General features: G+C 61.0%; 19 protein-coding genes. 13 read left to right on the forward strand and 6 right to left on the reverse strand.

From position 1 onward, the window contains the following. The first annotated feature begins 41 nt into the window (after window positions 1-41). From D0B32_RS20395 to D0B32_RS20405, 3 genes are all read left to right on the forward strand, one after another. A complete protein-coding gene (locus D0B32_RS20395; protein ID WP_117336321.1) occupies window positions 42-1,661 on the forward strand; it encodes a GMC oxidoreductase in 1,620 nt (539 codons plus the stop codon). Next, a complete protein-coding gene (locus tag D0B32_RS20400) occupies window positions 1,658-2,527 on the forward strand; it encodes an NAD(P)-dependent oxidoreductase (protein ID WP_117336082.1) in 870 nt (289 codons plus the stop codon). The genes D0B32_RS20395 and D0B32_RS20400 overlap by 4 nt, the downstream gene beginning before the upstream one ends. 70 nt (window positions 2,528-2,597) lie before the next feature. Next, a complete protein-coding gene (locus tag D0B32_RS20405; RefSeq protein WP_181969857.1) occupies window positions 2,598-3,068 on the forward strand; it encodes a GtrA family protein in 471 nt (156 codons plus the stop codon). 65 nt (window positions 3,069-3,133) lie between these two features. Here the strand turns inward: D0B32_RS20405 and D0B32_RS20410 are convergent, their stop codons facing one another. The 3 genes from D0B32_RS20410 to D0B32_RS20420 form a co-directional block, all read right to left on the reverse strand. Next, the gene (locus tag D0B32_RS20410) at window positions 3,134-4,798 is read right to left on the reverse strand and encodes a cellulase family glycosylhydrolase (RefSeq protein WP_117336084.1); all 1,665 of its coding nucleotides are present in this window, start codon (window positions 4,796-4,798) and stop codon (window positions 3,134-3,136) included. A gap of 91 nt (window positions 4,799-4,889) precedes the next feature. Continuing rightward, window positions 4,890-6,062: a hypothetical protein gene (locus D0B32_RS20415; RefSeq protein WP_117336085.1), complete on the reverse strand. Its 1,173-nt coding sequence runs from the start codon at window positions 6,060-6,062 to the stop codon at window positions 4,890-4,892. Between the two features lie 311 nt (window positions 6,063-6,373). Next, window positions 6,374-7,522 carry an acyltransferase gene (locus tag D0B32_RS20420; protein WP_117336086.1) on the reverse strand — a complete coding sequence of 383 codons (1,149 nt, stop codon included), beginning with the start codon at window positions 7,520-7,522 and terminating at the stop codon, window positions 6,374-6,376. A 357-nt stretch (window positions 7,523-7,879) separates the two neighbouring features. Between D0B32_RS20420 and D0B32_RS20425 the strand changes: the two genes are divergently transcribed. The 3 genes from D0B32_RS20425 (at window position 7,880) to rfbC (ending at window position 11,129) form a co-directional block, all read left to right on the forward strand. Further along, window positions 7,880-9,115, forward strand: coding sequence for a glycosyltransferase family 1 protein (locus tag D0B32_RS20425; protein ID WP_117336087.1), 1,236 nt, complete (start codon window positions 7,880-7,882; stop codon window positions 9,113-9,115). 276 nt (window positions 9,116-9,391) lie between these two features. After that, a complete protein-coding gene (gene rfbB / locus D0B32_RS20430) occupies window positions 9,392-10,453 on the forward strand; it encodes a dTDP-glucose 4,6-dehydratase (protein ID WP_117336088.1) in 1,062 nt (353 codons plus the stop codon). A 124-nt stretch (window positions 10,454-10,577) separates the two neighbouring features. Then, complete coding sequence (gene rfbC / locus D0B32_RS20435) at window positions 10,578-11,129, forward strand: dTDP-4-dehydrorhamnose 3,5-epimerase (protein ID WP_117336089.1); 552 nt, start codon at window positions 10,578-10,580, stop codon at window positions 11,127-11,129. Window positions 11,130-11,243: 114 nt separating this feature from the next. On the opposite strand, the gene D0B32_RS20440 is transcribed toward rfbC, so the two are convergent. After that, on the reverse strand, window positions 11,244-12,347 hold the full coding sequence (locus D0B32_RS20440) for an acyltransferase (protein WP_117336090.1): 1,104 nt from the start codon (window positions 12,345-12,347) through the stop codon (window positions 11,244-11,246). A gap of 387 nt (window positions 12,348-12,734) precedes the next feature. Here D0B32_RS20440 and D0B32_RS20445 point away from each other — a divergent pair, with 387 nt between their 5' ends. The 7 genes from D0B32_RS20445 to D0B32_RS20475 all read left to right on the forward strand — a co-directional run bounded on the left by D0B32_RS20445 (window position 12,735) and on the right by D0B32_RS20475 (window position 23,269). After that, window positions 12,735-14,330: a sialate O-acetylesterase gene (locus tag D0B32_RS20445; protein WP_259295072.1), complete on the forward strand. Its 1,596-nt coding sequence runs from the start codon at window positions 12,735-12,737 to the stop codon at window positions 14,328-14,330. Between the two features lie 55 nt (window positions 14,331-14,385). Beyond that, window positions 14,386-15,507, forward strand: coding sequence for an acyltransferase (locus D0B32_RS20450; RefSeq protein ID WP_181969858.1), 1,122 nt, complete (start codon window positions 14,386-14,388; stop codon window positions 15,505-15,507). A 342-nt stretch (window positions 15,508-15,849) separates the two neighbouring features. Beyond that, a complete protein-coding gene (locus tag D0B32_RS20455; RefSeq protein ID WP_181969859.1) occupies window positions 15,850-18,261 on the forward strand; it encodes a bifunctional diguanylate cyclase/phosphodiesterase in 2,412 nt (803 codons plus the stop codon). A 12-nt stretch (window positions 18,262-18,273) separates the two neighbouring features. Continuing rightward, window positions 18,274-19,008: a TenA family transcriptional regulator gene (locus D0B32_RS20460; RefSeq protein WP_117336094.1), complete on the forward strand. Its 735-nt coding sequence runs from the start codon at window positions 18,274-18,276 to the stop codon at window positions 19,006-19,008. Window positions 19,009-19,423: 415 nt separating this feature from the next. After that, window positions 19,424-20,626, forward strand: a complete 1,203-nt coding sequence (locus D0B32_RS20465) for a glycosyltransferase family 4 protein (protein ID WP_259295073.1) — start codon at window positions 19,424-19,426, stop codon at window positions 20,624-20,626. A gap of 205 nt (window positions 20,627-20,831) precedes the next feature. After that, complete coding sequence (locus tag D0B32_RS20470; RefSeq protein WP_259295074.1) at window positions 20,832-22,064, forward strand: flippase; 1,233 nt, start codon at window positions 20,832-20,834, stop codon at window positions 22,062-22,064. A 59-nt stretch (window positions 22,065-22,123) separates the two neighbouring features. Continuing rightward, window positions 22,124-23,269 carry a hypothetical protein gene (locus D0B32_RS20475; protein WP_117336097.1) on the forward strand — a complete coding sequence of 382 codons (1,146 nt, stop codon included), beginning with the start codon at window positions 22,124-22,126 and terminating at the stop codon, window positions 23,267-23,269. A 145-nt stretch (window positions 23,270-23,414) separates the two neighbouring features. Here the strand turns inward: D0B32_RS20475 and D0B32_RS20480 are convergent, their stop codons facing one another. After that, on the reverse strand, window positions 23,415-24,383 hold the full coding sequence (locus D0B32_RS20480) for a glycosyltransferase (protein ID WP_117336098.1): 969 nt from the start codon (window positions 24,381-24,383) through the stop codon (window positions 23,415-23,417). Next, window positions 24,380-25,501, reverse strand: coding sequence for a UDP-galactopyranose mutase (glf, locus tag D0B32_RS20485; RefSeq protein ID WP_117336099.1), 1,122 nt, complete (start codon window positions 25,499-25,501; stop codon window positions 24,380-24,382). The genes D0B32_RS20480 and glf overlap by 4 nt, the downstream gene beginning before the upstream one ends. Between the last annotated feature and the right edge of the window lie 255 nt (window positions 25,502-25,756).

Consider the following 25,756-nt stretch of genomic DNA (forward strand, 5'->3'; position numbering starts at 1 on the left):
CATAAAGGGTTCACCAGGCAGCCACTCAAATTCACGCATACATGCAAAAGCCTTCTGCCATGTACTACGTCGTCGGGTCTGGACCCGCGGGGGTCGCGTGCGCGCACGCGCTCGCCAGCGAGGGACATGAGGTCACGATACTCGACGCCGGCGTAACGTTGGAGCCTGAGCGTGAGGCGGTTGCGCGCATGGTCGGAGACAAGCCGCGCGCCGAGTGGTCGGAGCAGGAAATCAAGGTGCTGAGGACGGTGGTCCCCAAAAGCGGAGAGGTCCCATTCAAGCTGGTGCATGGATCGAATTATCCGTACCAGCGGCCGCTGGGAGCGCCCGATATACGTTACGGAAAGCTAAGCATTCGCGCGTCGTATGCGAAAGGTGGATTGAGCAATGTGTGGGGCGCCGCGCTGTTTCCCTATAGCGCGGAAGATATCCGCGATTGGCCGGTTCGCTACGACGAGCTGGCGAGCGGTTATGTAGCCGCGCTCAATATGCTGCCCGTTGCCGGACAGGAAGACGATCTGAGCGCGCAGTTTCCCATCGCGGCACAGTCCATGTCGGCGCTCAGGCAGAGCACGCAGATTCGCCACTTGCTGGAACGTAGCGGGCGTCTTAGAGAGGCGTTGCTGGCAGAGGGCATTAGCGTGGGCGGCTCGCGTCTTGCGGTGAACGCGGACGAACAGAGCGATACCAGAAGCTGCTATTACTGCGGCTATTGCCTGCATGGATGCCCGCGCGATGTGGTGTATTCCAGCCGCCACACGTTGCAGCAGTTGATCAGCACGGGCCGCGTGCACTATCGCCCTCATGTCATCGTGCAGTCCGTGAGAGAGACGCAGAGCGGCGTCATCATCGAAGTGATGGATCGCGATGGCGTGCGTTCGGAATTGAGCGGTGGCCGGGTTTTTCTGGGCGCGGGAACGATCAACTCCACGGTCATTCTGCTGCGTTCGTTGGGACTCTACGAACGTCGGGTGCAATTCAAGGACTCGCAGTATTTTCTGTTCCCGATGTTGCAGACGAAGGGCTCGCCCGCTGTAGCAGACGAGGCGCTCTATACGCTGAGCCAGGCATTCATCGAATTGGCCGACGCGGCCATCAGTCCTCACGCAGTTCATTTGCAGGTGTACAGCTACAACGACCACCTCGAACAGTTGCTGGACCATAAGTTGGGCCCGTTGAAGCACGTGTTTCCGAAGAACGCGGTTCTTGGCCGGCTGCTACTCGTGCAGGCGTATCTGCATTCGGCGCACTCGGGGCTCATCAACGGCGTTCTGCGCCGCACGAGTACGAGCGACGTCTTCGATCTCAGCGAAGCCTTGAACTCACAGACGAAAGCAAAGGTCGGTCAGGTGGTGGCGAAGTTGCGTGCGAACTCGGGCGCCCTCGGCGCTTTCCCGGTCTCGCGCATGTTGCAGATCACAGAGCCGGGGCGCGGCTTCCACACAGGCGGCAGTTTTCCGATGGCCGCGCATCCCAAAGTCGGCCAGACCGATACCTTGGGACGCCCGCACGGCATGACGTTCACCCATGTGATCGACTCGACTGTCTTTCCGAGCATCCCCGCCACGACGATTACCTTGACGGTGATGGCTAACGCATATCGTATCGGCAAGGCCGTGACACGTCTCGCTCCTGAAAGCGCCTGCGCGTTACGACTATGACAGCCACTCCTGCGCGATTTGCCGTGACGGGTGCGAACGGCTACGTCGGCTCGATCATCGTGCGCTCGCTCGCGGCGAGCGGCGAGGTGGTGAGGATGGTTCGCCATCCCGCTAGCGCAACGGACATGCAGTGGTCGCTTGATGCAGACGTCGAGTCCGTGGCGCGCGAGTTGCAGCAGCGCAACGTCACCCATTTGATTCACGCCGCGTGGGACATGCAGGCCAATGGCATGGACGACATACAGCGCGTTTGCGTGCAGGGCTCTGCGCGACTCTTCGACGCCGCGCGCCGCGCCGGTATCGAGAAGATCATTTTCATTTCGACCATTAGCGCGTATGCGGGAGCACGTTCCGTCTACGGGCAAGCCAAGCTGGGCGTCGAGCGGCTCGCCCTCGATGCAGGCGGCGTGGTGCTGCGTTTGGGCCTCGTGTATGGGCCGAACGAAGGGGGCGTGTTTGGCAGCCTCAAGCAGGTGGCCGACAAGGCGCGCTTCGTACCGATGATCGGCGACGGCAGCGCGCTCCAATATTTACTGCACGAAGATACGCTGGCCGACGTGCTGCGCCGCGCGGTTGGCGGCGAATTCGACCGGGCGCGTCACCCGTTGACCATCGCCCAGCCGAACGGCATCGCCTTTCGGGCCATCTTGCGCTACCTGGCAAGCGAGCAGGGAAGGCAACTGGTATTGATTCCGGTGCCGTGGCGTGTGTTGTATGCGGGGCTCAAATTCGCGGAGACGCTGGGTCTGAAACTCAATTTCCGCAGCGACAGCGTGATCAGCTTCGTCTTCCAGAATCCCGCACCGGACTTCACCGCGCTGGATCAATTTGGCATTGCGCCGAGAAGTCTGAGTATCGCCGGCTAGGCGATCAACCAATCGAAGCGCACACTCTCCTATCCGGGCCGCAGGGCCCGACTGCTGCGGAGGCCGCCGTTTGCAAGCAAAGACGATCAAATCATTTTTCCAGTTCGCCACCGTCTCGGGGTGCGGCTGGCTGCTCGACAGCTCGCTGCTTTTTCTGTTCACGCAGTGGCTGAATTTGCCGGTATTTCAGGCCAATTTTCTCAGCTCCGTGATTGCGGCTGTGGTGGTGTTTTCGGTTTCGCGCCTGCTGGTGTTTCGCGCAAGAAGCGGGCGCTACCTCGTGCGTACCGGTCTGTACACGCTCTACACCTGCATGGTGATCCTGCTCGCTTCGCTGGCCATGCCGTGGGCGCTGCTATTGGCAAAGGCGCTTGCGCATCATTTCGCGCTGCCCCTGGGCGCAGGCGCCGAGGTGCTGTTGGCCAAGGTTTTTATCACGCCGCCGCAGTTGCTCGCCAACTTCTTCACCGCTCGCGTACTCGCTACGGCCATGACGGCCTTGCATTTACGCGAGGGTAGTGCAGCCGGGGACGTCACGTAAAAGGCTCGGCAAATCGAAGGCGGTTAGCGCGGAGAACGCTGCGATCGCCGCCAGTCGAGCGCGGCTCAGTTCGCCGCTTTCACCGGAATGAGGTAGCGGGGCAGCGGGCCCACCTGCCAGTCGAAATCCTGATCAGTGATCGTGACTGCCGTTTCGACACCTTGCCAGTCGCGCTGAATATAGCGGCCGGGTGGCAGGCTTATCGAGGCGGTCCGGTTCTCGGTGCCAGGCGTCCAGCCAACAATCACAGGATCACCCGGGCCGTACTGATACACCTTGATATCGGGCGTATCGACCAGGCTTTTGTCCCATTTGCGTTTGCCTACTGTGGTAGCCAGCACCGAGGTGGCCACGAATGCAGGCTTCGGCGTCAGGTCGTTGTGAAGCAGACCGAAATTAAATTCGAAGTTGTTGATGTCGGTGCCGTCATCGACGAAGTCATACCAGAACAGCACGCTCACCGCCGTATAACGCCGTGACAGCAGATAGCTGCGCACCAGATTGGCAGCCTGGGTCGCTTCATCCTGACCCGGCACTTTCGGATTCACCGGCCATCCCAGCTCTGTCACCCACACCTGTAACGGCTGACCGTTCGCCTTCACGTGCTTCATCGTGAAGTCGTGTAGATAAGGCCACGTGGTCGGAATACTCACGGCGTCGATGGGACCGCCTTTGCCCTTATAGCCCGTCTCCGGCGGATTAGGCGGCATGTACGGATGAATGCTGAAGCCGTCCTGATCGTTCAGGCCGCCTTTGTCGATGATGGCGACGATGCAGTCACCGCCCGGGCCGCCGCCTGCGCCGCCGCCGCCGCACGAAATCACGGTGGAATCGGGGCTCTGCGCCTTGATCGCGGCGTAGCTGTCCTTCAGCAAGGCGAGGTAGTTGTCGTAGCTGATGTTCTTGAAGTCAGGTTCGTTCCAGATTTCCCAATGCTTGACCTTTGAACCGTAGCGTTTGACCACGGCGTCGACGTAGCGCACGAAGAGGGCGCGCGTTTCGGGTGTGTCCGGAAACTGCGACTTCTCGAAGAGCTTCGGATACGCCACCCCATTGCCGTAATCGAGCACGATCAGAGGCGAAATACCCATCTGTGTAGCCGCGTTGATGTAGGTGTCGAAGCGCGCGGGAAAGCTAAAGGTGTTCGGTTTCGCTTCGATGGACTGCCAGTACATCTCGTCGCGAATCCACGAGAAGCCCGCTTGCTTGATGAGCGGCAGCAGCACGGAAGGTGGCGTGCCGCCCTGGCCGAAGTGCGTCACGATGCCGAAGTCGCTGGGGCCGACTTCATTGCGTTTGGTGACCACCGCGACCGTGCTGGTGGTCTGCGCGAGCGTGTCGCCGTCAGCCGAGGTCAACATGGCATCGAGCTGGAAGAGCCCCGAGCCCGGTGTCGTTACAGCGATGCTAATGGAGCCATCCGCCTCGGTGTCGGTCACGGTTTTGGTCACCGACGGGCCGCGCCGCAAGGCGACTCTGCCGTCGGCGTTGTATGGCGTGACACTGACCGCGAGAGTGGCGCCTTTTACGTTGACGCCGGCTGGCACGGCGAAGCGCACGACCTTTTTGCCGCTCGCCGTCGTGACCAGCGAGCCAGGAAAGTTGACCACACGCAGTTGCGCCTGGGCGAAACAGCCGCCCGAAAATAGGAACACGCACAGGGCGGCAAACGTGACGCGCACGCGCGCAAATCGTTTCAACGAATTCTTGCGATGGGAAATCGTTTGCATGGAGTCCCTGTGAGGGCGTTCATGCCGAGGCGCAACGCAGCGTGCGTCATCGGCGGAACGCATTGGTATCGAGCGGCGAACTGCGCGCAGGTCAGGTTGGCCGCAACGCCGAGGAGCCACGACCCGCCGGTACGTGAGGGCGCCGGCGCTGCTCGGCGTTATACGCGCTGATGCGCGGCCAGTAGCAGATCAGATAGGCAATTGGTACGAACGAAGTCACCATCGTGACGCTGACGGTGGCGGTAATCAGCAGGAACAGCAGCACCACGAAGCCATCGCTCGCGGTGAAGGCCAGCACGCCGACCAGCGCGAGCGCCGCGATCAGACCCATATCCGACACCAGACCCGGCAGGCTAGAGAAGGTCACGTCGCTCTCCGCGTAGAGATCCGCGTTCATGTGAACGTAGGGCAGATAGTCGTAATCGGAGTTGAGTTGTCCCGGACCAATGCCCTTGATGAGGTCGGAAAAACGCGCGTCGAGCATGAACGGATAGCCGGCGAAGCGGTGCGCGAACGTAGCCGAGCCGAAGAAATCGTGCTGACTCATGTAGAGCGCCAGCGCCATTGAAATGGCAGTAAAAACGAAGATCGAAACGAGCGGGTGGATCGAGCGCAGCGGCCGGCGGACGTAGTAGAGCATCACGAAGATCACCAGCACCAGCGAAGCCTTCGAGAAGCTGATCACGAGCCCGAGGCAATACAGCGCAATCATCAGTTTGCTCTTGGGCCGGTCCTGCATCAGATACAGCACGAACGAGGCGACCAGTAGCGAAGCGAAGAAGCCCGCCTCGCGCGAGAAGCCGCAGACCCGCGCGAAGAACATGATTTCGTAGAAGTTGGTATTGGTCTGCGTGGCCGAGGCGCCCCACAGCATCTGCGAAACCGCGTTCGGCCCCAACTGCACGGAGAGGTCGTAGTCGACGTAATAGGCAATGAACTGCAGGACGCCAAACAGGATGTTGATGGCCATCCACAGGTTCAGGTAATCGATTCGTCTGCTGAACGTGTAGGCGAGGTAGCCCAGGCAGATCGCCACGGAGATCACTTTGGCGGCTGCCATCGGTGAGCTGAGCAGACAGATGACGATGCTGATGCCGAGCGGAATCGCCCAGCGCCGGAACGTCGCCAGCAGGTAGCTGATGAAGCCGGGGTCGAGCATCGGCAGCATCACGTACAGATAGATCGTGACGCCCGAAATCTGCGGGTTGAAGACGATGCAGGTGAAAAACATATAAAACAGCATCGAAATCGCTTTCGCGTACATCGAGATCTCCGACTGCGTTAGGGGCACACCAGCACGATGCGAAACAGGCGCCGAGGGTAGCGTGTGGAAACACGCACCAGGCAGGCCATAGCAGGCAATGTCAAACCATGAGCACGCAGTGAGCAATTTTTCCGCGTGCTGAATGGCGCGTGCTGGCAAATCGGCAAAAATGTCAGGCCGCCGCGTAATCCAATCCGTGATCAAAGCCCTGATCAAAACAAGCGAGCGGCGAGCGTTGCGCCTGGCAAATAGCGTAAGAGATGTTCTTTTTCTCTACCTTGACGACAAAATAGGGCGCGTTGCGATTGCGCTCAGTGCGGGACCGAACTTTCAAAGCTTTCGTTGACGACCGGCTTGCGGCCCGACGTCAACGCGTGCCCCAGCCGGATACTGGTCGCTTCCACCAGACGGTAGCTCAGCCAGGCCAGCGCGATGGCGGGCGGCACGGTCACCGCCATATACAGGCCGAGCGGTCCGCCCGTGAGGCCATGCGTACTGCAGTACCAGTAGATGACGTAGAGCGGCACGCCATGCAGCAGGTAGATCGAATAGCTGATTTCACCCAGCCACGCGAACAGGCGCAAATGGATTTTCAGCACGCTGGCGAACAGGATGAACGCACCAATGCCGACCACGTAGCCGAGCGAGGCCGACACGTGCTCCAGATCGTGGGCGCGTAAATCGAGCGCGGCCATGAGCAGTGCGATGCCCACGAGCATGGCAGTCAACCATGCAAGCGCGGCACGATACGACATGGAAAAAGATCGCTTGCCGTTTTGCCATCTGGCGAACACCACCTGCATGTGCGGCTTGTCGTAAGCCTGACGGAAACACGCGCCCCAGAACATGATGGCGAGGTGAAACAGCATGCCCTTGTATTGCCCGAGTGCGGTGGGCGGGATGATCTTGAGCGCGGAGGTGATCATGAACAACGCGCACAGGCCGATGCACGTAAAGCACAGGTCGCGCATGCGTTGCAGCGCGCCGAGCCAGAACAGCACGAGGCACAGTCCGTAAAAATAGAGTTCGGTTTCGAGGGTCCAGTAGTGCGCCATCACCGGGTCGTGGCCGAATGCGGTGGGGATCATCGACAGATTGGCGACCACATCGAGCACGCTCATCTGCTGGCCGGACAAGGTCCAGTAGGCGAGATAGCCGATTGGAATGGATAGCCAGAAGGCCGGATAAAGGCGGAAAAACCGTCGGATCACGAAGCGGCGTGTGCCGTCACGCAACGTGCCACGCAGGCTGGTCGGAATCAGCACACCGCTGATGCCGAAGAAAATCACCACACCGACACGGCCGAAATTGACCGACTGCTGCAGCGTATCGAGTACATGTTGCGAGCCTGCTATCCGCGCGTACAGCTCGGCGTAGTGCGTCCACATGACGAGCAGCACGGCGATGGCGCGCATCGCGTCGATGTGGTCGAGACGGCCTCGGACGGCGGTTTCAGGCATAAGCAAGGGCACCCATCGAAGAAGAAACAACGGTTCAGTCTAAAGCGCGCGCACCGTTATGGCGCGCCCGGTTTCGCCACGCTAGGCGTATCGACTCCATTGATCGGTGCGGAATCACACCTTCAATTCGGGCCAATGCATCGCGATCCAGGTCCGCCAAGCACGCCAGCCCGGCCGGTGCTGTGTGTGAAACCGTACTGATCAACCCATGTGCCTGAACGCTTAATACATCCCATGTGCTTCGCTGGCAGCCGCGCCCGGCGGTTATTTCGGAGCTGCGGGGTGGTGCGGGTTGCGTGCGAGTTGCGGTGAAGGCAGACGTGTTCTTGCAGTCCGGAATTTCTGGAGCGATATCTGATGAACCAGTTTAAGGAGCGATCCGAAACGCGCAGGACAGGCACCCCCGTTGAAGCGGGCTCGAGTGTCGATTCCGCCGCGGCGCGGGACGCACGATGGCAGGGGCCCTCGGCCGGATTTGCGATCAACGGCAAATTCGCGTCGCAACGGATCACTGGCGTGCAACGGGTCGGCTACGAACTGGCAACTGCGTTTCAGCGGCTCTTCCCTGAAGACGCCGACTTGCCCCTGCTGGTTCCGGGCGATGCGCGGGCCGATGTGCCCCTGCCTAAAGCCAAAAGCGTCTTCGGCTGGTTGAAGGGCTCCTTGTGGGAACAACTGGCGCTGCCGTTCGCAGCCGGCGGCCGCACCTTGCTGAGTCTGTGCAACATGGGTCCGCTGTTCGCGCGACGCCAGGTGGTGATGATGCACGACGTGGCCGTCTACGATCTGCCGGAAAACTACTCGTGGAAGTTCCGGCTTTGGTACCGCGTGGCGTTTTCCGTGCTCAAGCGCTCCGCGAGCCATATCGTCACTGTGTCGGAATTCTCCAAGAAGCGAATCATGGCGCGCCTTGGCATCGACGCTTCGCGCATTTCGGTGGTGCTCAATGGCGTGGACCATTTCGACAAGATCGCACCGGATGCCGGCATCCTGTCGCGCCTCAATCTGCAAAACGACGGCTACGTGCTGGCGGTGGGCAATCTTTCGGTCGGCAAGAATCTCGCGCGTGTACTCGCTGCGATCGAAAGCCTGAGCGAGCGTCACGACTGGAAGTTCGTGGTGGTTGGCGGTTGCGATCTGCGGGTCTTCAATCCAAAGGCGAAGGCGGGCTACGAGATGTCGAAAAACATCGTCGCCGCCGGCTTCGTCTCGGATGGCGAATTGCGGGCCCTGTACGAAAACGCGGCCTGTTTTCTGTTTCCATCGTTGTACGAAGGTTTTGGCTTGCCGCCGCTCGAAGCAATGGCGTGCGGCTGCCCGGTGATCGTGTCGCGCGAGGCATCGTTGCCCGAAGTGTGCGGCGACGCCGCGATGTATTGCGACGCGCTCTCGGTCGAGGACATCGCCGAGAAAGTGACTCAAATGATGGGAGACGCCGCGTTACGAGAGACCTGGCGCACTCGCGGCAGGGCTCATGCACGATCGTTCCGCTGGGACCGCTCGGCGCAGCAACTGCTGGATGTGCTGGAGCGTGAACTCGCGGGCGGCGTCGCCCGGCCAGTTGCATCGCGAGCCGCTACTTCGCGGGTTTAGGCAGACTCAGGCCGGCAACCGCCGGCTTTTGGACCGGATTGAGACCGGCTGTAAACCAGCTTCACTTAATTATTCTCCCAGGTACGTGTCAGGACCGACGTCGCCGATTGGCAAATTCTTCGCTGCGGTTGAGCCACCCGAGGCCGCATGTCGACGCTTGCCGTCGCATTGGGGCCATCCTCTCAATGCGCATCCACGAGCGCAGTTTCGAACCCTTCGTCTCACGCAGCGTGCAGGCGCGGCGGAGTGCACCCCACTATTAGCAAAGGGACAATCATGATTCTCGTGACAGGTGGCGCAGGATTCATCGGTGCGAATTTCGTACTCGACTGGCTGGATGGCGTGGACGAAGCGGTGATCAATGTCGACAAGCTCACTTCCGCGGGCAACCTGGGCACGCTCAAGCCGTTGCATGGCGATCACAGCCATATCTTCGTGCGAGCCGATATCTGTGACCGTTCGACGCTCGACGTACTGCTCGCCGATTATCAGCCGCGCGCCATCGTGCACATTGCGGCGGAGAACACGGTGGACTGCGCGATCGAAGGACCCGGCGACCTCGTGCACACCAACATTGTCGGCACTTACACCTTGCTGGAAGCGGCGCGTTGCTACTGGAACAGCTTGCCGGGCGACGAGCGCGACACCTTCCGTTTCCTGCACGTCTCCAGCGACGAGGTGTTCGGTTCGCTCAGACTGAACGACTCGCCGTTTTCAGAGTCCTCGCATTACCAGCCGAATACGCCTTATTCCGCGAGCAAGGCCAGTTCGGATCACCTGGTGCGCGCGTGGCATCACACGTTTGGCTTGCCCACGCTGACCACGCATTGCTCGAACAACTACGGGCCGTATCAGTTTCCGGAGAAGTCCATTCCGCAGATGATCGCCAACGCGCTCGCGGGGCGTGCGCTGCCAGTGTATGGGGATGGCCGTGACGTGCGCGACTGGCTGTATGTCGGCGATCACTGCAGTGCGATCCGCAAGGTGCTGGCCAAAGGGCGGCCGGGCGAGACGTACAACATTGGTGGATGGAACGAGGTGCGCAGCGTCGATCTGGTTCATACGCTGTGCGATCTGCTGGATCTGTACAAGCCGAAGAAGACGGGTTCGTATCATGACCAGATCACCTGGGTGACGGAGCGCCTCGGCCACGACCGGCGCTATGCCATCGACGCACGCAAGCTGGAACGCGAACTCGGCTGGAAACCTGCAGAAACCTTCGAGAGCGGTCTGGCGAAAACAGTGCAGTGGTATCTGGAGCATGAGCACTGGGCGCACGAGGTCGCCTCGGGCGACTTTCGCGGCTGGGTAGAAACGAATTACCAGAAGCGTGCGTGAGCAGTGAGTTGCTGTAATGCGTTGATGTAGTGAGTTGATGTTGTGATGAGGGGTTGGCCGCCACCACGTGTCACCCCGTGCCAGGAGTCAGATAGCCGAATACTTTAGGAAGGGAGAAAATAATATGGGTTTCGACGTGAGCCCCACCGAGCTCGCCGATGTGAAGATAATCGAACCTGCGGTATTCGGTGATGCGCGCGGCTCTTTTTTTGAATCGTTCAATGCGAGGGAGTTTCACGAGCACGTCGCGCAAGGAGTCGAATTTGTGCAGGACAACCATTCACGCTCGTCGTATGGCGTGTTGCGAGGTCTGCACTATCAGATCCATCATCCACAGGGCAAGCTGGTGCGGGTGATCGATGGCGAAGTCTTCGACGTTGCCGTAGACATGCGCCTGAGCTCGCCGACCTTCGGCAAATGGGCAGGCGTGCGTCTGAGCGCCGACAACTACCGGCAACTGTGGATTCCACCGGGATTCGCGCACGGTTTCCTCGTACTCACGCCAAGCGCGGAGTTCGTCTACAAGGCAACCGACTACTGGTTCCCCGAGCACGAGCGCAGTCTGCTATGGAACGACCCCGAAGTGGATATTGCGTGGCCGCTCGAAGGCGAGCCGATCCTCGCGCCTAAAGACGCCGCGGGCCGGTTGTTGTTTCAGGCGGAATGTTTCGCTTGAGAAGATAGTCGGAAATGACTGGGTGTATGGGTCAAAGCGTTCTTCTGCCTCGACCCCTCGCACCCACATTCACACTCACATTCGTGTCCACACTGCGAAAGCGCAATGCCGCACTCAGCTGGTAGCGCCGCGCGCCGCCACGGTTTCGCGAACCACCGAACGCCGATGTGGCTTCAGCAACAGGAAGCGCTTTTCGACCAGATGCCAGGACGCGATCGCAAGCAACAGCGTCGGCAGCAGCGATAACGCGGCATTCATCCACGGCTGGCCTTCGGTGTGAAAGTACAACGCAACGGTCTGCTGCACCGGAAACGCGTAGATATAGACCCCGTACGAGAAATCGCCGTAGCGGCCCGCCCATCCCAAGGTCGCCGGCCGGGCGAGTGCGAGCGAGAGAACCGCATATGGCAACACCACATAAAGGCCGATTTCATACGCGACACTGCTCGCGGGTATGAACGGCATGAGTGCAAGCGCGATCAGGGCCACCCAGATATTGAAGACGCGTTGCGGCGCCACGATGCGCCACGCGGCGCCGAGCAGAAAGTAGGGGGCCACGTTGAGCGCGTCGTGCACGGGCTTGCCATGTGCGCCGAGTGCGTACGGCGCGAAGTGGTTCAGGTAGAGACTGAGCACGCACAACGCCACACAGCCCAGCAGGATGCGAAGCTTCTGGCCGCCGCCCCATAGCACCAGCACCGGCGCGATCAGATACATGCCGAATTCGACCGGCAGCGTCCATAACGATCCATTCACCGCGTTCGGGTATGGCAGCGTATTGAAGACGCCGGGCAGCAGCGACGCGGGTCGCAGGATGATGTTCTGCAGGTAGCGCGGGATGAGCGGCGAATGCAGATAGTCAGCGAGCGGCAGCGTGCTGACCAGCGGTCCGAGCACGAAGGTGCTCAACAGCGTCACGACCACCAGCGCGGGAAAAATGCGTAGCGCTCTGCGCCACAAATAACGGCTTGGCGATGGGTCTCTGCGCCAGCTTTCCGTGACCAGATAGCCGCTGATGACAAAGAACACCTTGACCGCGATCGAGGCGATTTCGTTGCCGAAAATCGCCGGCATCGACGCCGCGCCGGTCAGGTAGTACGCGTGTCCGAACAGCACGATGAGCGCGGCGAGCAGACGGATCGCATCGAAGTTGTCGCGCGGATGCGAAATGCCTGCAGGCTGCGCTGTCGTTTGATCGCTGGCAGCGTGTTGCGTCATCGTTCGAACCCCACGGGATGCTCAAGAAGAGGGACGGATTGCAGCGATGCGCATCGTCCCTTCTGATGGGTCGAACTATCAAATCTCCAGAAGAGAAGCTCTGTGCGGAAGCGCACGCATCACCGGCCGGTGTCCCAGGAACGCAGGGCAATAAGCCACTCACCCGCCACCCGCGCGCCAGCCACGCCACGCGCCGGCGGGATTGCGTGTGGTGGCGCACTGAACGCATGCGCACGAGGCTCGACAGTGCGGGTTATTCTCGACTGCCTAAGGTGGTGCATGCGGCCTGAACACTCCGCCCTGTTGCTTGTCCTTGCCTGCTGTGCATGTTCACGGCAAGGCGATCCCGGCAGCTCCCACGCGGAGCGTGCCGCGGTGGAGCACGAGGTGAGCGTATGGCGCGACAGGTATGATCCGGTCTGGCAATACGCGCATACGCATTGCGCCGGCTCGGCGTCGTTGGGCGCATCCGTCAGCGGCGATCTCGGTCGGCGTATCAGGCAAGTGCTGCATACCTCGACGGCGAATGCCTGTGACCGGTGGAACGATGCGCCGGAAACCACCAGCGTTGCCATCAACGACGCTTCGGCGACACTGATCGTGCATACGGCGGACGCACGGCCGGCGAGCGCGTTGCAGTTTTCGCTCACGAATGCGGGCGGCAACTGGACGGTGCAAAAGGTCGCTGCATCCCGCGCCGGGACCCTGCACGCGATTTACGATGCCTCACAGGCGGCAACCGACGAAGGCCGCATCGAACCCGCTTACTCGCAATGGACGCCGCACGGCGCGGCACCGTGGGCGATCACGCACGTCATCACGTACGGACAGTCGCTCAGCCAGGGGTTCTTCAACCAGCCGGTCTTGTCGACGCACCAGCGCTACGCGTCGCTGCGTTTCGCGGGTGGGGTGCGGGTTCAGGACGCCGTGCAAAAGATAGGCGCGCCGCGTTCCTACGAGAATTTCGTACCCCTGACTGAAACGCGCTTCGATGCCGAAGCGGAAACACCCACCAGCGGCACGCTCGATATGGCGATGCAGTTGATCGCACAGGAGAATCTGCAGGACCCGGCACAGCTTCCGTATCGGTTTCTGGGCTCAGCACCGGGCGAGGGTGCGATGGATATCGACGAGCTGTCGAAGTCGGGGCAGTTCTATCCGCGCATCGTGCGTGACATCACCGAGGCCAAGCGGCTGGCCGATGCCGAGGGCAAAAGCTACGGCGTTGGCGCGATGACCTGGACGCAAGGCGAGTCCGACGACGCGATCGATACGCCGATCCCCGATTACGTGACGAAGCTGCGTCGTTTGCGGAGCGATGTGGATCACGACGCGAAGGCGATCACGGGGCAAACCGCCGACGTCGAACTGATCGCGTATCAGCTCGCCACGCACAAGAGTTTCAGCCAGCCGTTTCCGCATATCGCGTTGGCGCTGCTGCAGGCGAGTCACGAAGATCCGCATATCCATATCGCGGCGCCCATGTATCTGTTCCGCTATGTGGATGGCCGCCATACGGATAACCGCAGCAGTCAATGGCTGGGTGCCTACTATGGTCTGGTGCTCAAGCGCGTGCTGATCGACCACGAAACGTGGACGCCGCTGGAGCCAATGAGCTGGCGGCGCGATGGCGACACGGCGACGCTGCGTTTCAAGGTGCCGGCGCCGCCGCTGCAATGGGACACCACGCAGGTTGCGGGCAATACCAACTACGGCTTCGCGCTGCGTTTGCCGTCGGGGCAGATGTTGCCCATCCGGTCGGTGTCGATCACCGGTCCGGACCAGGTGCAGATCGTCGCCGACGGTGCGATTCCGGCAGGCACGGAAGTCGAATACGCATTCGAAGGCGAGGGCCTCGCGGGCAGTCGCTTTGGCCCACGCGGCAATCTGCGTGACTCGCAGGGCGACGCGATCCAGTTCGACAACGGCCGCGAACTCAAACGCATGGACAACTGGTGTGTGATCTTCCATGCGCAGCTCTGATGCAACCCGCGCGGCACCGGCAAACGACATGCATTCGCACGCAGGACGGGGCGACATGATGAAAGCGCAATACACGGAGGAGCGCGTGGAGGACCACACTGACGGCGCGTTGGGTCTCGCCATCATTGGCGTCGTGTGTGTCACGGTGCTTGGCAGAATCAATGATGCGGGATTTCTGCAGGATGGCCGCATCGCGCATCTGCTCGTGCTGCTCCAGTTCATCGTTTCCGCGTTTGCGTACCCCTGCCTGTTTTTTCTGTGCGGACTCAAGGCGGCTGATGCACTCGGACGTGCCACCTCGCGCTGGGGGTTCGTGAAGACGATGCTTGCCACGCTCGTCTATCCGTACCTGCTCTGGTCGCTGTTGCAGATGGGCGTGCAGTGGTTCATCGCGCAACAGGCCAATCATCCGTTCCCGCTGACGGATTTCGATCGCGCGGCATGGGCGCCCGTCGACCAGTTGTGGTTTCTTTACGCGCTATGCGTCTGTCAACTGATTGCCTGCTTCACGCTATGGCGTGCGGCGCGTGAGCGGGGCGGGGTGGTATCCGTGGCGGGCAGTGTGGTGCTCGCGGTGTTCGCCGTCATCTGTGCGACGCTCGCGACGAGAACCGATTGGGGCATCGTCACGCTGACACTGTGGGGCCTGACGTTCTTTCTGCTGGGCATGCTGCTCGGGCCGCGCTTCAGCGCATGGATCGTGCGTGCGGCGCGCATTCCCGTCGTGATCGTTGCACTGGTGGTGTTCGCGGTGACGATCCGGCTCGCGCAGTCGTTGGGCGGATATCTGAATGCGTCCACGTTGCCCGGCACCTGCTTCGCCATCGTGGCGGCTTTGCTGCTCGCGCAACTGTTGGGCGACCGCTGGAACGTGCGCTGGCTGTCCACGCTGGGCGCCGCGTGGATGCCAGTTTATCTGCTGCACGTTCTGGTCACGGCGCTGGTGTGGCACGCCCTGTTGGCGGCATCTTTTACCGCTGCAGTCGTGCAATTCTTCGTGGGTGTCGTGGTGGGCGTGATCGTGCCGGTTGCGGTGTATCGCTTCACGAAGCGTGCGCGCATGGCGGGCCTGGTTGGCTTTGGTCACGCCGAACTGCCGCCGCGCACCGACGCACAGCAGCAGGCGCAGCTCGCCCGCTATGACGGGCGCGTCGGCATCGATCAACCGCATGGTTGATCAGCCTTTCTGATTCCATTCGATTTCCCTTCCTTTTATTGTCCGCCACAGGCCATTTTGTGGGTGGCGTGGCGTCATTCGCCTGGTGGGAAGCCCCGCCAGATGGACGTTCCGCCAATGTGTGGCGGCTAAAGGCTATCGTTTTTAAATAATTTTGCTTATATTCGCTAAAGGTTCCAGACAAATCGTCCGATAACCAGTTAGCGCGTCGACCAGCCACGCTTGGCATTTCCCCGCGAGCATTGCAATCATGTCGTCCCCGGTCTTGCCGCCGCCGCGCTGCTGTTGCGGTGACACGCCGGACGAGCTGGCAGACAAGTTGACTAAAAGGACATGGAGAGAATGGAGGCATCGTCGGGGAGTGCGAGCAGGCAGTTGTTCAAGGTCATCTGGCCTTTGCTGCTCGTGGTTGTCCTTCTGATGGGGCTCGCTGCGGTGAGCCTCAGCGTGATGTCGTCCGTGCGCGCCTATATTGGTGGCGAGAGTTTCTGGTCGAAGGGCCAGAAAGATGCGGTTCTCTATCTGGATCTCTACGCCCAGACCGGCAATCCCGAAGCGTACCGGCAATACCTGCACGCCATTTCGTATCCGCTCGAACTGAAACAGGCCCGCGTCGAACTCGACAGCGCTTCGCCTGACTTTGCGGCGGCGCGTGCCGCGCTGGTTGCGAGCGGCGTCTACCCGGGCGACGTGTCGGGCGTCATCTGGGTGTTCCGAACCTTTCGCCACGTCAGCTATTTCGACGCGGCCGTGCGTTACTGGGTGCGTGGCGACGAGTACGTGACCCAACTGGTCGACGTGGGCAGCGCGCTGCACGCAGAATTTACCGATGGCTCCGGCCGTCCGGATGAGATCCGTCGTCTTTCGCGGCAGATCTGGCAGATCAACGAAGAAATCGCACCGTGGTCGCGCGCCTTCTCGGACGTGCTCAGCGCCTCGTACCGCGAGACCAACGCCGCGCTGCTGGCCACCAATGCGCTGGTGGCCATCATTCTGATTGCGCTCGCCATGTGGCACGCGCGACGTCTGATCCTGCAAAGCTTGCGCGCCCAGGAGGCTTATCGGCGCAGCGAGGCCCGCGCCACGGCCATGCTCGGCGCGATGGGCGAGGCCGTGGTCTCCACCGCCTTGAACGGCACCGTCGAGTTCATCAACCCGGCGGCGGAGCGGCTGGTGGGCGTGAAAGCGGCGGGTGTGGTGGGTGGCCCCGTGCAGGACATGTTCACCTTGCTCGACGAGGAAAACGAGAACGTCGTCGAACCCGTGCACGACATCCTCTCCGGTGCGAGCGGCGGTGCCGCGCGCGATAACCTGGTGCTGGTGCGCCCCGACGGCGCCCGCATCGCGGTGCAGGCCGCGACGAATATCGTGCCCGACGAGGCGCAGGCTCCCGCTGGCGTCGTGCTGGTGTTGCGAAGCATGGTGCGCGAGCGCGAGTTCATTCTCAACCTTGCATGGCAGGCCACCCACGACGGCCTGACCGGACTCTGGAATCGCACGGAATTCGAACGCCGCCTCGCGGTGGCGCTGGAACCCTCGTTATTCGATAACCAGGGCGAGCGTGCCTCCGCAGTGATGCTGCTTGATCTGGACCAGTTCAAGGTCGTCAACGACACGTTTGGGCACGCCGCCGGCGACACCATGCTGCGCGAAGTGGCCGCGCGTTTTCAGACCTGCCTGCGCGACGACGACATGCTGGCGCGGCTCGGCGGCGACGAATTCGGCGTGCTGCTGCACGAGCGCGACGGCGATGCGGCGGAAGCGGTGGCGGAGCGTCTGCGCGCGAGCCTCGCCAATTTCACCTGGCATTGGGCCTCGCATCCGTTTTCGACCAGCGTCAGCATCGGCGTGGTGAGTCTCGTCGATACGCGCATGAACGCCGAAGAGGCGATGCGTTTCGCGGACATCGCCTGCTACCTCGCGAAGGAACGCGGTCGCGATCGTGTGCATATGGCGAATCTTGAAGACCAGGAGCTTGCGCGGCACACCAGTCAGATTTCGTGGGGACGGCGTATCAAGGAGGCGTTGGAAGACAACCGCCTGTGCCTGTTCGCTCAACCCATCCAGGCCATCAGCGGCGGCACGGGCAAGACGCTGCACGCCGAATTGCTGTTGCGCATGACGGGTACGGATGGCGAGATCATCGGCGCGGGCGACTTTATCCCCGCTGCTGAACGCTACGGCCTGATGCCGGTGATCGACCGTTGGGTGGTCAAGACGGTGTTCGAAGCGCTGGCGGCATCGGACGATCAGGCCAGCACGGAATATGCGATCAACCTGTCGGGCGCCTCGATTGGCGACGAGCGGTTCCTGCGGTTTCTGCGCGAGCAGTTTGCGCGCACCGGCGTTTCGCCCAGCTCGATCTGCTTCGAAATTACGGAGACAGCGGCCGTGGCCAATCTGGTGCTGGCAACGCGCTTCATTCACGATCTCAAGCGTCTCGGCTGCAAGTTCGCGCTGGACGACTTTGGGGCGGGGATGTCGTCGTTTGCGTATCTGCGGCAACTGCCGGTGGATTACCTGAAGATCGACGGCAGCTTCGTCAAGGACATGGCGAGCGATTCCGTCAATCACGACATGGTCGCGGCCATTAACGACATCGGCCACTCGATGGGCCACAAGACGATCGCCGAGTACGTGGAGAACGAGGCGATCCTGACGAAACTGCGCGAGGTGGGCGTCGATTTCGCGCAAGGCTATTACATCGGCAAGCCCACGTTGTGGCTCGCCGAACACAAACCTTTGCCTCTTTGAGTAGGAGACTCGATGGACGCAACTTTTGAGCGACTAGGCCCCCTGAAGGATTTGGCCAGTTACCCAACGTGGCTGCAGCAGGTCGTCACGGATACAGACGCAGACAGGCAGGAAATTCTGGGGCATACGGTTTTTGCGCAGATGCGCGACGCGACGCTTCCCGAGAAGGAATTTGCGGCGTTTCTCATCAACGGCTGGCCCGTTGTCGAACAGTTTCCGCAGTACATGTCGATGAATCTGATGAAGCTGAGCTACGGTCAGTCCCGGGGAATGGACATGGCCCGTCGCTATCTGACGCGCAATATCCGCGTCGAGCAGAATCATGCCGACTACTGGGTGGATTGGGCCGCGGCGCACGACGTCTCCAAGGAAAAGCTGGCCGGCAATCACGGGCCTTCGCTCGCGTACGCGTTGAGTCACTGGTGCTGGACGAGCAGCAGCAGGGATTCGCTGGTGGCGAGTGTCGCGGCGACGAATTACGCCATCGAGGGTGTGACCGGCGAGTGGGCCACCTTTGTCTGCAGCAGCCCGAAATACGAAGAGAGCCTGCCGGAAAGCATCCGTAAGAAAAGCATGCGCTGGCTGCGCCTGCATGCGCATTACGACGACGCCCACCCGTGGGAAGCGCTGGATATCGTCGCAACGCTGCTGGGAAATGCGCCCGGCAAAGCGGAAATCGAGTCGGTACGGACCAGCATTCGCCGCAGTTTCCAGTACTTCAAGATGAGCCTCGACTGTTGCCTGTGAGTTGCTTTTTGGGTTGCCCGTGGATGATCCACGCGTTGCCTTGTAGCGTCTTTGAATTGCCTTTTAACGGGCCTGCAAAGGGGCCTGTGAAAGGGCCTGTGAAAGGGCCTGCAAAGGGGCCTGTGAGAGGGCTTGTGAAAGGGGCTGAAAGGGTCCCCTGCCCGAGCCCATGAAATACCTGTAAAACGCCTGTCGATCCCCCTGCGGGCTGGCCACCCGCGTCTCCTCTGCGACCCCGCATCCCAGCGCCTTGCGGTCGCCGCTCTGCCGCCTCCAGATTCGCGTACGACCCGATTGCCAACCGGGGTCTCTGTGTGATTCCGAACATAGCTCCCACTGCCCCAACAGATATTCTTGGCCTGTGAAGCCAATGGCACTTGCTGGACAAGGGACGGGAATGCATAGATACAGGGTCTTGGTCATCAACGATTTCGTGCAACAAGGCGGGGCGGAAGTCGTGTATCGGCAGTCCGCTGAGCTTCTGCGCGCAATGCCTGGCGTGGAAGTGGAATGCTTCGATACCAGCCGTTTCGAGTTCAACTCATCGTTGCTGTCCAAGTCATGGAACGTCGCGGCTGCACGCGCGCTGAAGCAGACTCTGATTACGTACCGCCCGCATCGCATTCTCGTGCATAACTACCACAATGCGTTGTCGGCGTCGGTGCTTAACGTCATTGCGCGCTACAAGCGCGAACTCGGTTACACCGCGTATCTGACGTGCCATGACTATCATCTGATTTATTACAACACGACGCTGCACTACCACGTCGACGGTCATATCGAGCATCTGTCGCTCGACGATCTCGGCACCTGGCAGGTGCTGAAGTTGCGTGCGAGCGCGAAAGGCGCAGTGCACGATTTTCTGTCGAAGGCGTACTGGCATGCGATGCGCGCCGTGTGCAAGCCGGAGAAGATTTTCGACCAGATTCTCTGCCCGAGCGATTTCATGCAGGAAGCGTTGCATCGTGGCGGGATCGACAACACCGTGGTCCTGTACAACCCGTCGGCACTGACGGTGGCCAACAAGCCGGTGAACGTGCGTGATCGCGAGCGTTTCAACATTGCGTTCGTGGGGCGTGTTGCGCACGACAAGGGCTTGGGCGAGTTCATCGAACTCGCGCGCTCTATCGACTTTGGCCGCATCAAATGCCTTGGTGTGTTCGGCGACGGTCCCGACCGCGAAGCAATCGAGCAGCGCTATGCGTCGCTGGTCGAGTCGGGCAAGCTGGTGTTCTTCGGCAGGCTGCCGCAGGACCGGCTGTTCTCCGAACTGCGCCGTTTTGCCGATGCCACGGTGCTGCCTTCGGTCGGCATCGAAATCGCGCCGCTCGTGATCGTCGAGGCGGCGATGCTGGGCCTGCCGACGCTGGTGCGCGAAGGCAATCATCGTCTCGCGTTTGGCGATGGGGTGGGCAGCAAGATTACGTACCGCGACGAGCCGAACAGTCTGCGCGGCGCGCTCAACGACCTCGCGGCTCATCTGGCGCGACCGGAACGGCACTATGACGTCAGCGAGTTTTTGCCGCATTGCTACGCGGAGCGGCTGGCAAACATCATGCAGTTGGGCGTGGCGCCGCAGACGATCGAGCACGCTCACACCGCTGCCGGTCACGCGTAGTCCTTTCCGAAGGCTGCAGCCGGGGCAATCTGCCCGAAGCTGCAGATGACGCGGGCAGGTTGACTTCATGTCGTGCAATCCCATCCCGCTCGCGGACCCCGCGAAGCGCCCGGGCTGTGTGGCGCGATTTGCTACTGCCCTTTGATTCCAGAAAACAGTAAGAACCACGGATTAACTGACTATGGCGCACGGTATCTTACGGAACATGGCTGCACTGTCGGTCTTGCAGGTGGCAAATATGGTGCTGCCGCTGGCGACGCTGCCGTATCTGTTTCGCGTGCTGGGTCCCGATCATTTCGGCGCGTACGTATTCGCGCAGGCCGCAATCGCGTATCTCGTGCTGCTTGCCGACTACGGCTTCAACTGGTCGGCCACCGGCGAGATCGCGAAGGTGCAGAACGACCGCGAAGCTGTGTCCAGAATCTTCTGGAAGACGCAGGCAGCCAAAGCGCTGGTGGCATGCGTTGGCCTCATTCTGCTCGTGCTGGGCGTGTTTCTGGTGCCTAAGCTGATCGAGCTGCGGCCCATCATGTTCGCCACGTTCCCGCTCGTGATCGGCACGGTGCTGTTCCCGCAGTGGCTGTTTCAGGGGCTGGAGCGCATGGTCTTCGTGACCATCTCGACGCTGAGTGCGCGCCTGCTCGTGATTCCCGCGACGTATCTGCTGGTGCATACGACGGATGACACGTGGCGCGCGGCGCTGATCGCTTCATCGAGTACGGTCGTGGCCGGCATCATTTCAATCGTCCTGATCGCACGTACGAAGCTGATTGCGCGTTCGTTCCCGAGCGTGGACGACGTGGTCGAAGCGTTCCGCGAAGGCTGGCACGTCTTCATTGCCACTGCCGCCGTGAGTCTCTACACGACCACGAACACGGTGCTGCTGGGCTTTTTGACGGGCAACGTGACGCTGGGTTATTTCGGCGCCGCGGACAAGATCCGCAACGTCACGCAGGCCTTGATTGCGCCGCTCAGTAACGCGCTGTATCCGCGCGTGAACGCATTGTTCGCCGAGGACGCGGACCGCGCCTTCGCGCTCGTGCGCAAGGCCCTGTGTGTGTTGGGCGCAATCATGTTCGTGGTGTCGATCGTGTTGTGGGTGGGCGCGCCGTGGATTGTCCGCTTCGGCATGGGTCCGGGCTACGAGCCGGTAGTCGAAGTGCTGCGCTGGATGGCGTTCGTGCCGTGGCTGGTCGCGATGAACAACGTGCTGGGCGTGCAGATGATGCTGCCGCTCGGCATGAAGAAGAAGTTCAGCGAGATTCTGCTCGGCTCGGGCGTGTTTAACGTCGCGCTGCTGATTCCGCTTTCGCTGCGCTTCGGCGCGCAAGGCGCGGCCATGTCCCTGCTCGCCACCGAAACACTCGTCACCGGCGCTATGGCGCTGTATCTGATTCAGAAGAAGGTGCCGTTCTTTGTGCCGAAAAGTGTCGGCTGATCACGCTGAACGCACGCATTTGCTTGAATTTGCTGTATTTGCCAAAAGGGAGTTGACGCATGAGTACATCGCATCCGAACGTCGAGGCACCGCGAGTGGCTGTAGTCATCCTTGCCTGTCGCGACTATGCGGCACTCGAATTGGCGCTCGCAAGCCAGATGGCTTACCGGCCGCCGGGCGTGCCGTTTTTCGTGTTGCAGAATTGCCGCGGCGGATACGATGCCGAGCGCACGCTTGGCGTGGCACGGCGTTATGAAAGACTGTTCCCTGGCGTGGTCAGCGTGGTCGACGACATCGTGCCGGGCGACCCGTATCGTTCCATCAAGAAGCTGCTCGCGAAGCCGGCCTTTGCCAACATCGATCTGATCTGCAAGGTCGACGACGACGCGTTTCCGATTACCCATCAATGGCTCGATCACATGCTTGAGGCCTACGACGGCGCCGAGCGTGGCGCTGGCCGGAAGCTCGCGTACGTCACACCGCTCATCAATAACAACGCTTGGGGTTTCCCGCAGTTGTTGAAGGCGATGAACCTCGAGCAGGAGTATTTCGCCACGCAGGCCCATCCGCATTTTGTGGGTTCGGCGACCAGCAAGCGTTATCCGCTGCGTATCATTCCCGCCGAGCAGATCGAGACCGGCACCAACGGCACCATCTGGGGCTATCCGCACATCGCGCGCTGGCTGCACGAGCGCACCACGTTGCAACCCGATGCGTTTATCGCGGCAACGCAAGGACTGGAACCGTGCGATGTGCCGTCGCAGTCACGCTACTCGATTGGTTGCATTCTGTTTCGCAAGCAGTTGTGGAACGAGATCGACGACGGCGGCAACGACGATGAGCACATGATGCACATGTATTGCGAGCGCAACGATCTGCGCATCGTCTCCGTGCGCAGCGTGCCGTACGTGCATATTGCCTATTTCACGCAGCGCGAAGAGAACCGTGACATCGTGGATACCGCGTTTGCGGTGTACGCGCCGCGCTTCGGCCATCCGTTTCCGCTCGCGCTGTATGCAGACCGCGAGCGCGAAAACGAGGCACGTCTGCGCTGGCTCGAGACGCGTTTGAGCGAACCGGCCAAGCCGGCCGATCAGGCGTGGCTGAAGAAGATGACGCCCAAGCGCATCAAGCGTGCGGTGCGCAAGCGTCTGGTGTGGTTGTGGCCGGCGAGCAGCGGACCGGGGCACGAGAAGCTGGGTTGAGCGAATCCGAATCAAAGCCATTCTGCGGAATGGCTTTTTTTATGGCCTTGTTTATGGTCCTGTCTGCAAAGAGACTCACATGCAAAGAAAAGAGGCCACCGTTTGCGAAACGGTGGCCTCTTTCTCTTTTAGCGCGGTGACTGGATCAGGACTTGCCGAGCATCCTCTTCCAGTCAGTGGGACGCACGGTATCGAACTGCCGGCGACCCACTGCCTGCTGAAAATACCGTACGTACAGCATGATTACGCTAAAGCGCCGATCGCCGAACAGCATCACGCGGAACAGCCGCTTGGCAAACAGCGACGCGGCCCACAAGGGCGCGCGTCCGCGATGCCGAAACACCATGTCCACGTAGTTGCGCAACCCGCATGCGTACTTCCACTGCGTCGCGGCCGGCATGCGCCGGCTCTCGAACCAGCCGCGCAAGGAGTTGGGGGCATTCGCCGCGTCGCGGTTTTCGCCGTCCTTGTGCGTCATGTGCGAGGTGGTGACGCAGCGCAATTCGCCGATCCGGCTCAGACGTGCGGTGTATTCGACGTCGTCGTTCCAGACGAAGTACTCATGCGCGGGGAAGCCGACCCGTTGCACTGCGCTGTGACGGATGCACGCGCCGACGAACGACATGTAGTCGGTCTTGAAGGAGGCCGCCTTGTGGTAGTCCGGCGTGGGCGCGTTCAGGCGCATCTTCTCGTCGAAGGTGCCCTGATGCCAGAACTGCACACGCCGGTCGATGCCCCACACGGAGCCGCACAGCGCGACCACCTCGGGACGCGCCGCGTCTTCGGACACCATCAGCTTTTCGAGGGCATCGCGCATGGGCTCGGCGTCGTCGTCCATCAGCCAGTACCAGTCGAAGCCTTTAGTAAAGGCCGTGCTGATGCCCGACGCGAAGCCACCGGCGCCGCCGATGTTGCTCTCCGACAGGACGACGCGCACCTTGTCGTGCATCGCCGCCACGGACGCCAGATATTCGCGCGAGCCGTCGTTGCTGCCGTTGTCGACCACGTAGATGGTCTCCACCGGCATGGTCTGGGCGAGCAACGCCTCGACGCATTCCTGCAGCAAGGCGCGGCGATTGTACGAAACAACGATTGCGGCGACGCGCGGCTTCATGAGACCAGTTCCTCAGCGGGCTTCAGTGCGGCGATGAGTTCATCCACCGACTTCAGCGCCGCGCCTACTACCTGGTCCATGTTGTAGTAGCGATATTGTGCGAGCCGGCCGACGAAGGTGACATCAGTCGTGGCATCCGCCAGTTCGTTATAGCGCTTGAACAGGGCCTCGTTTTCGGGGCGCGGGATCGGATAGTACGGCTCGCCTTCGGCCTGCGGATACTCGCGCACAATCGACGTGCCGTCGTGCTGCTGGCCGGTCAGGTGCTTGAATTCCGTGATCCGGGTGTATTCCTGTTCGTTAGGATAATTGATCGTTCCCGTTGCCTGGAACTGTTCCGTATTACCCAGATGTTCATGTTCGAACGAGAGGCTGCGGTAGGGCAGTTTGCCGTAGCGGTACTCGAAATACGTGTCGATCGGGCCCGTGTAGACCGTATGCTGACGCTCGATGGTGGACTTGATGGCCTGGAAATCCTCTTCCAGACGCACTTCGATATTCGGATGCGAGAGCATCTTCTCGAACATCGCCGTGTAACCTTGCGCCGGCATGAACTGGAACGAATCGGTGAAGTAGCGATCGTCGTCGTTCGAACGGGTCGGAATGCGCGCGGCGACACCGGCCGACAGTTCGGAGAGGTCAAGGCCCCACTGCTTGCGGGTATAGCCGCGGAAGAACTTCTCGCAGAGGTCTTGCCCTACGCTGCTCAATACCACGTCTTCGCTCGTGGCAACGCGATCGCGCGGCTCACGCACGGATTCGAGGTATTCCGTCACGCCCTGCTCGTCGAGCTTGAGGTCGTAGAGCTTGTTGATGGTCGTACGGTTGATCGGGATCGGATAGTACTCACCGTCCACGCGAGCCAGCACGCGGTGCTCGTAGAAGCGCCAGTCCGTGAAGTTCGACAGGTACTCAAAGATGCGCTTGCTGGCAGTGTGAAAAATGTGCGGACCATAGGGATGGATCAGCACGCCGTTCTTATCAAGGCAATCGTATGCATTGCCACCGATATGGTTGCGTTTATCGATGACCAGCACTTGCTTGCCGGCAGCGGCGAGACGCTCGGCGCATACAGCGCCCGCAAAGCCCGCTCCCACGATCAGGACGTCACATTTCATCTTTTGAATTCCTCTAGAAAGACGCACAACAGCGCTACCGTTCAGGGCACCCGCCCACGCGGCAGACAACGACGCCGACACCGAAGGGTGCCGCCTCAGTATTTCTGCTTCGGTACGTTTTCGCACACAGAGGTTTTCGGGCACGCCCGGTGCGCGCGGGTTTCGGGCCAGTCAGGCGCGCTGTATGGAGGGTTTGCAGGAGAATTGGGGGAGGGCGCGTGATGCGGCGGCAGATCCGGCGGAAAAGAATCTGTT

Origin of the sequence: Paraburkholderia sp. DHOC27 (genome assembly GCF_003429005.1) — a bacterium.
In the GTDB taxonomy this organism is placed as follows: domain Bacteria; phylum Pseudomonadota; class Gammaproteobacteria; order Burkholderiales; family Burkholderiaceae; genus Paraburkholderia.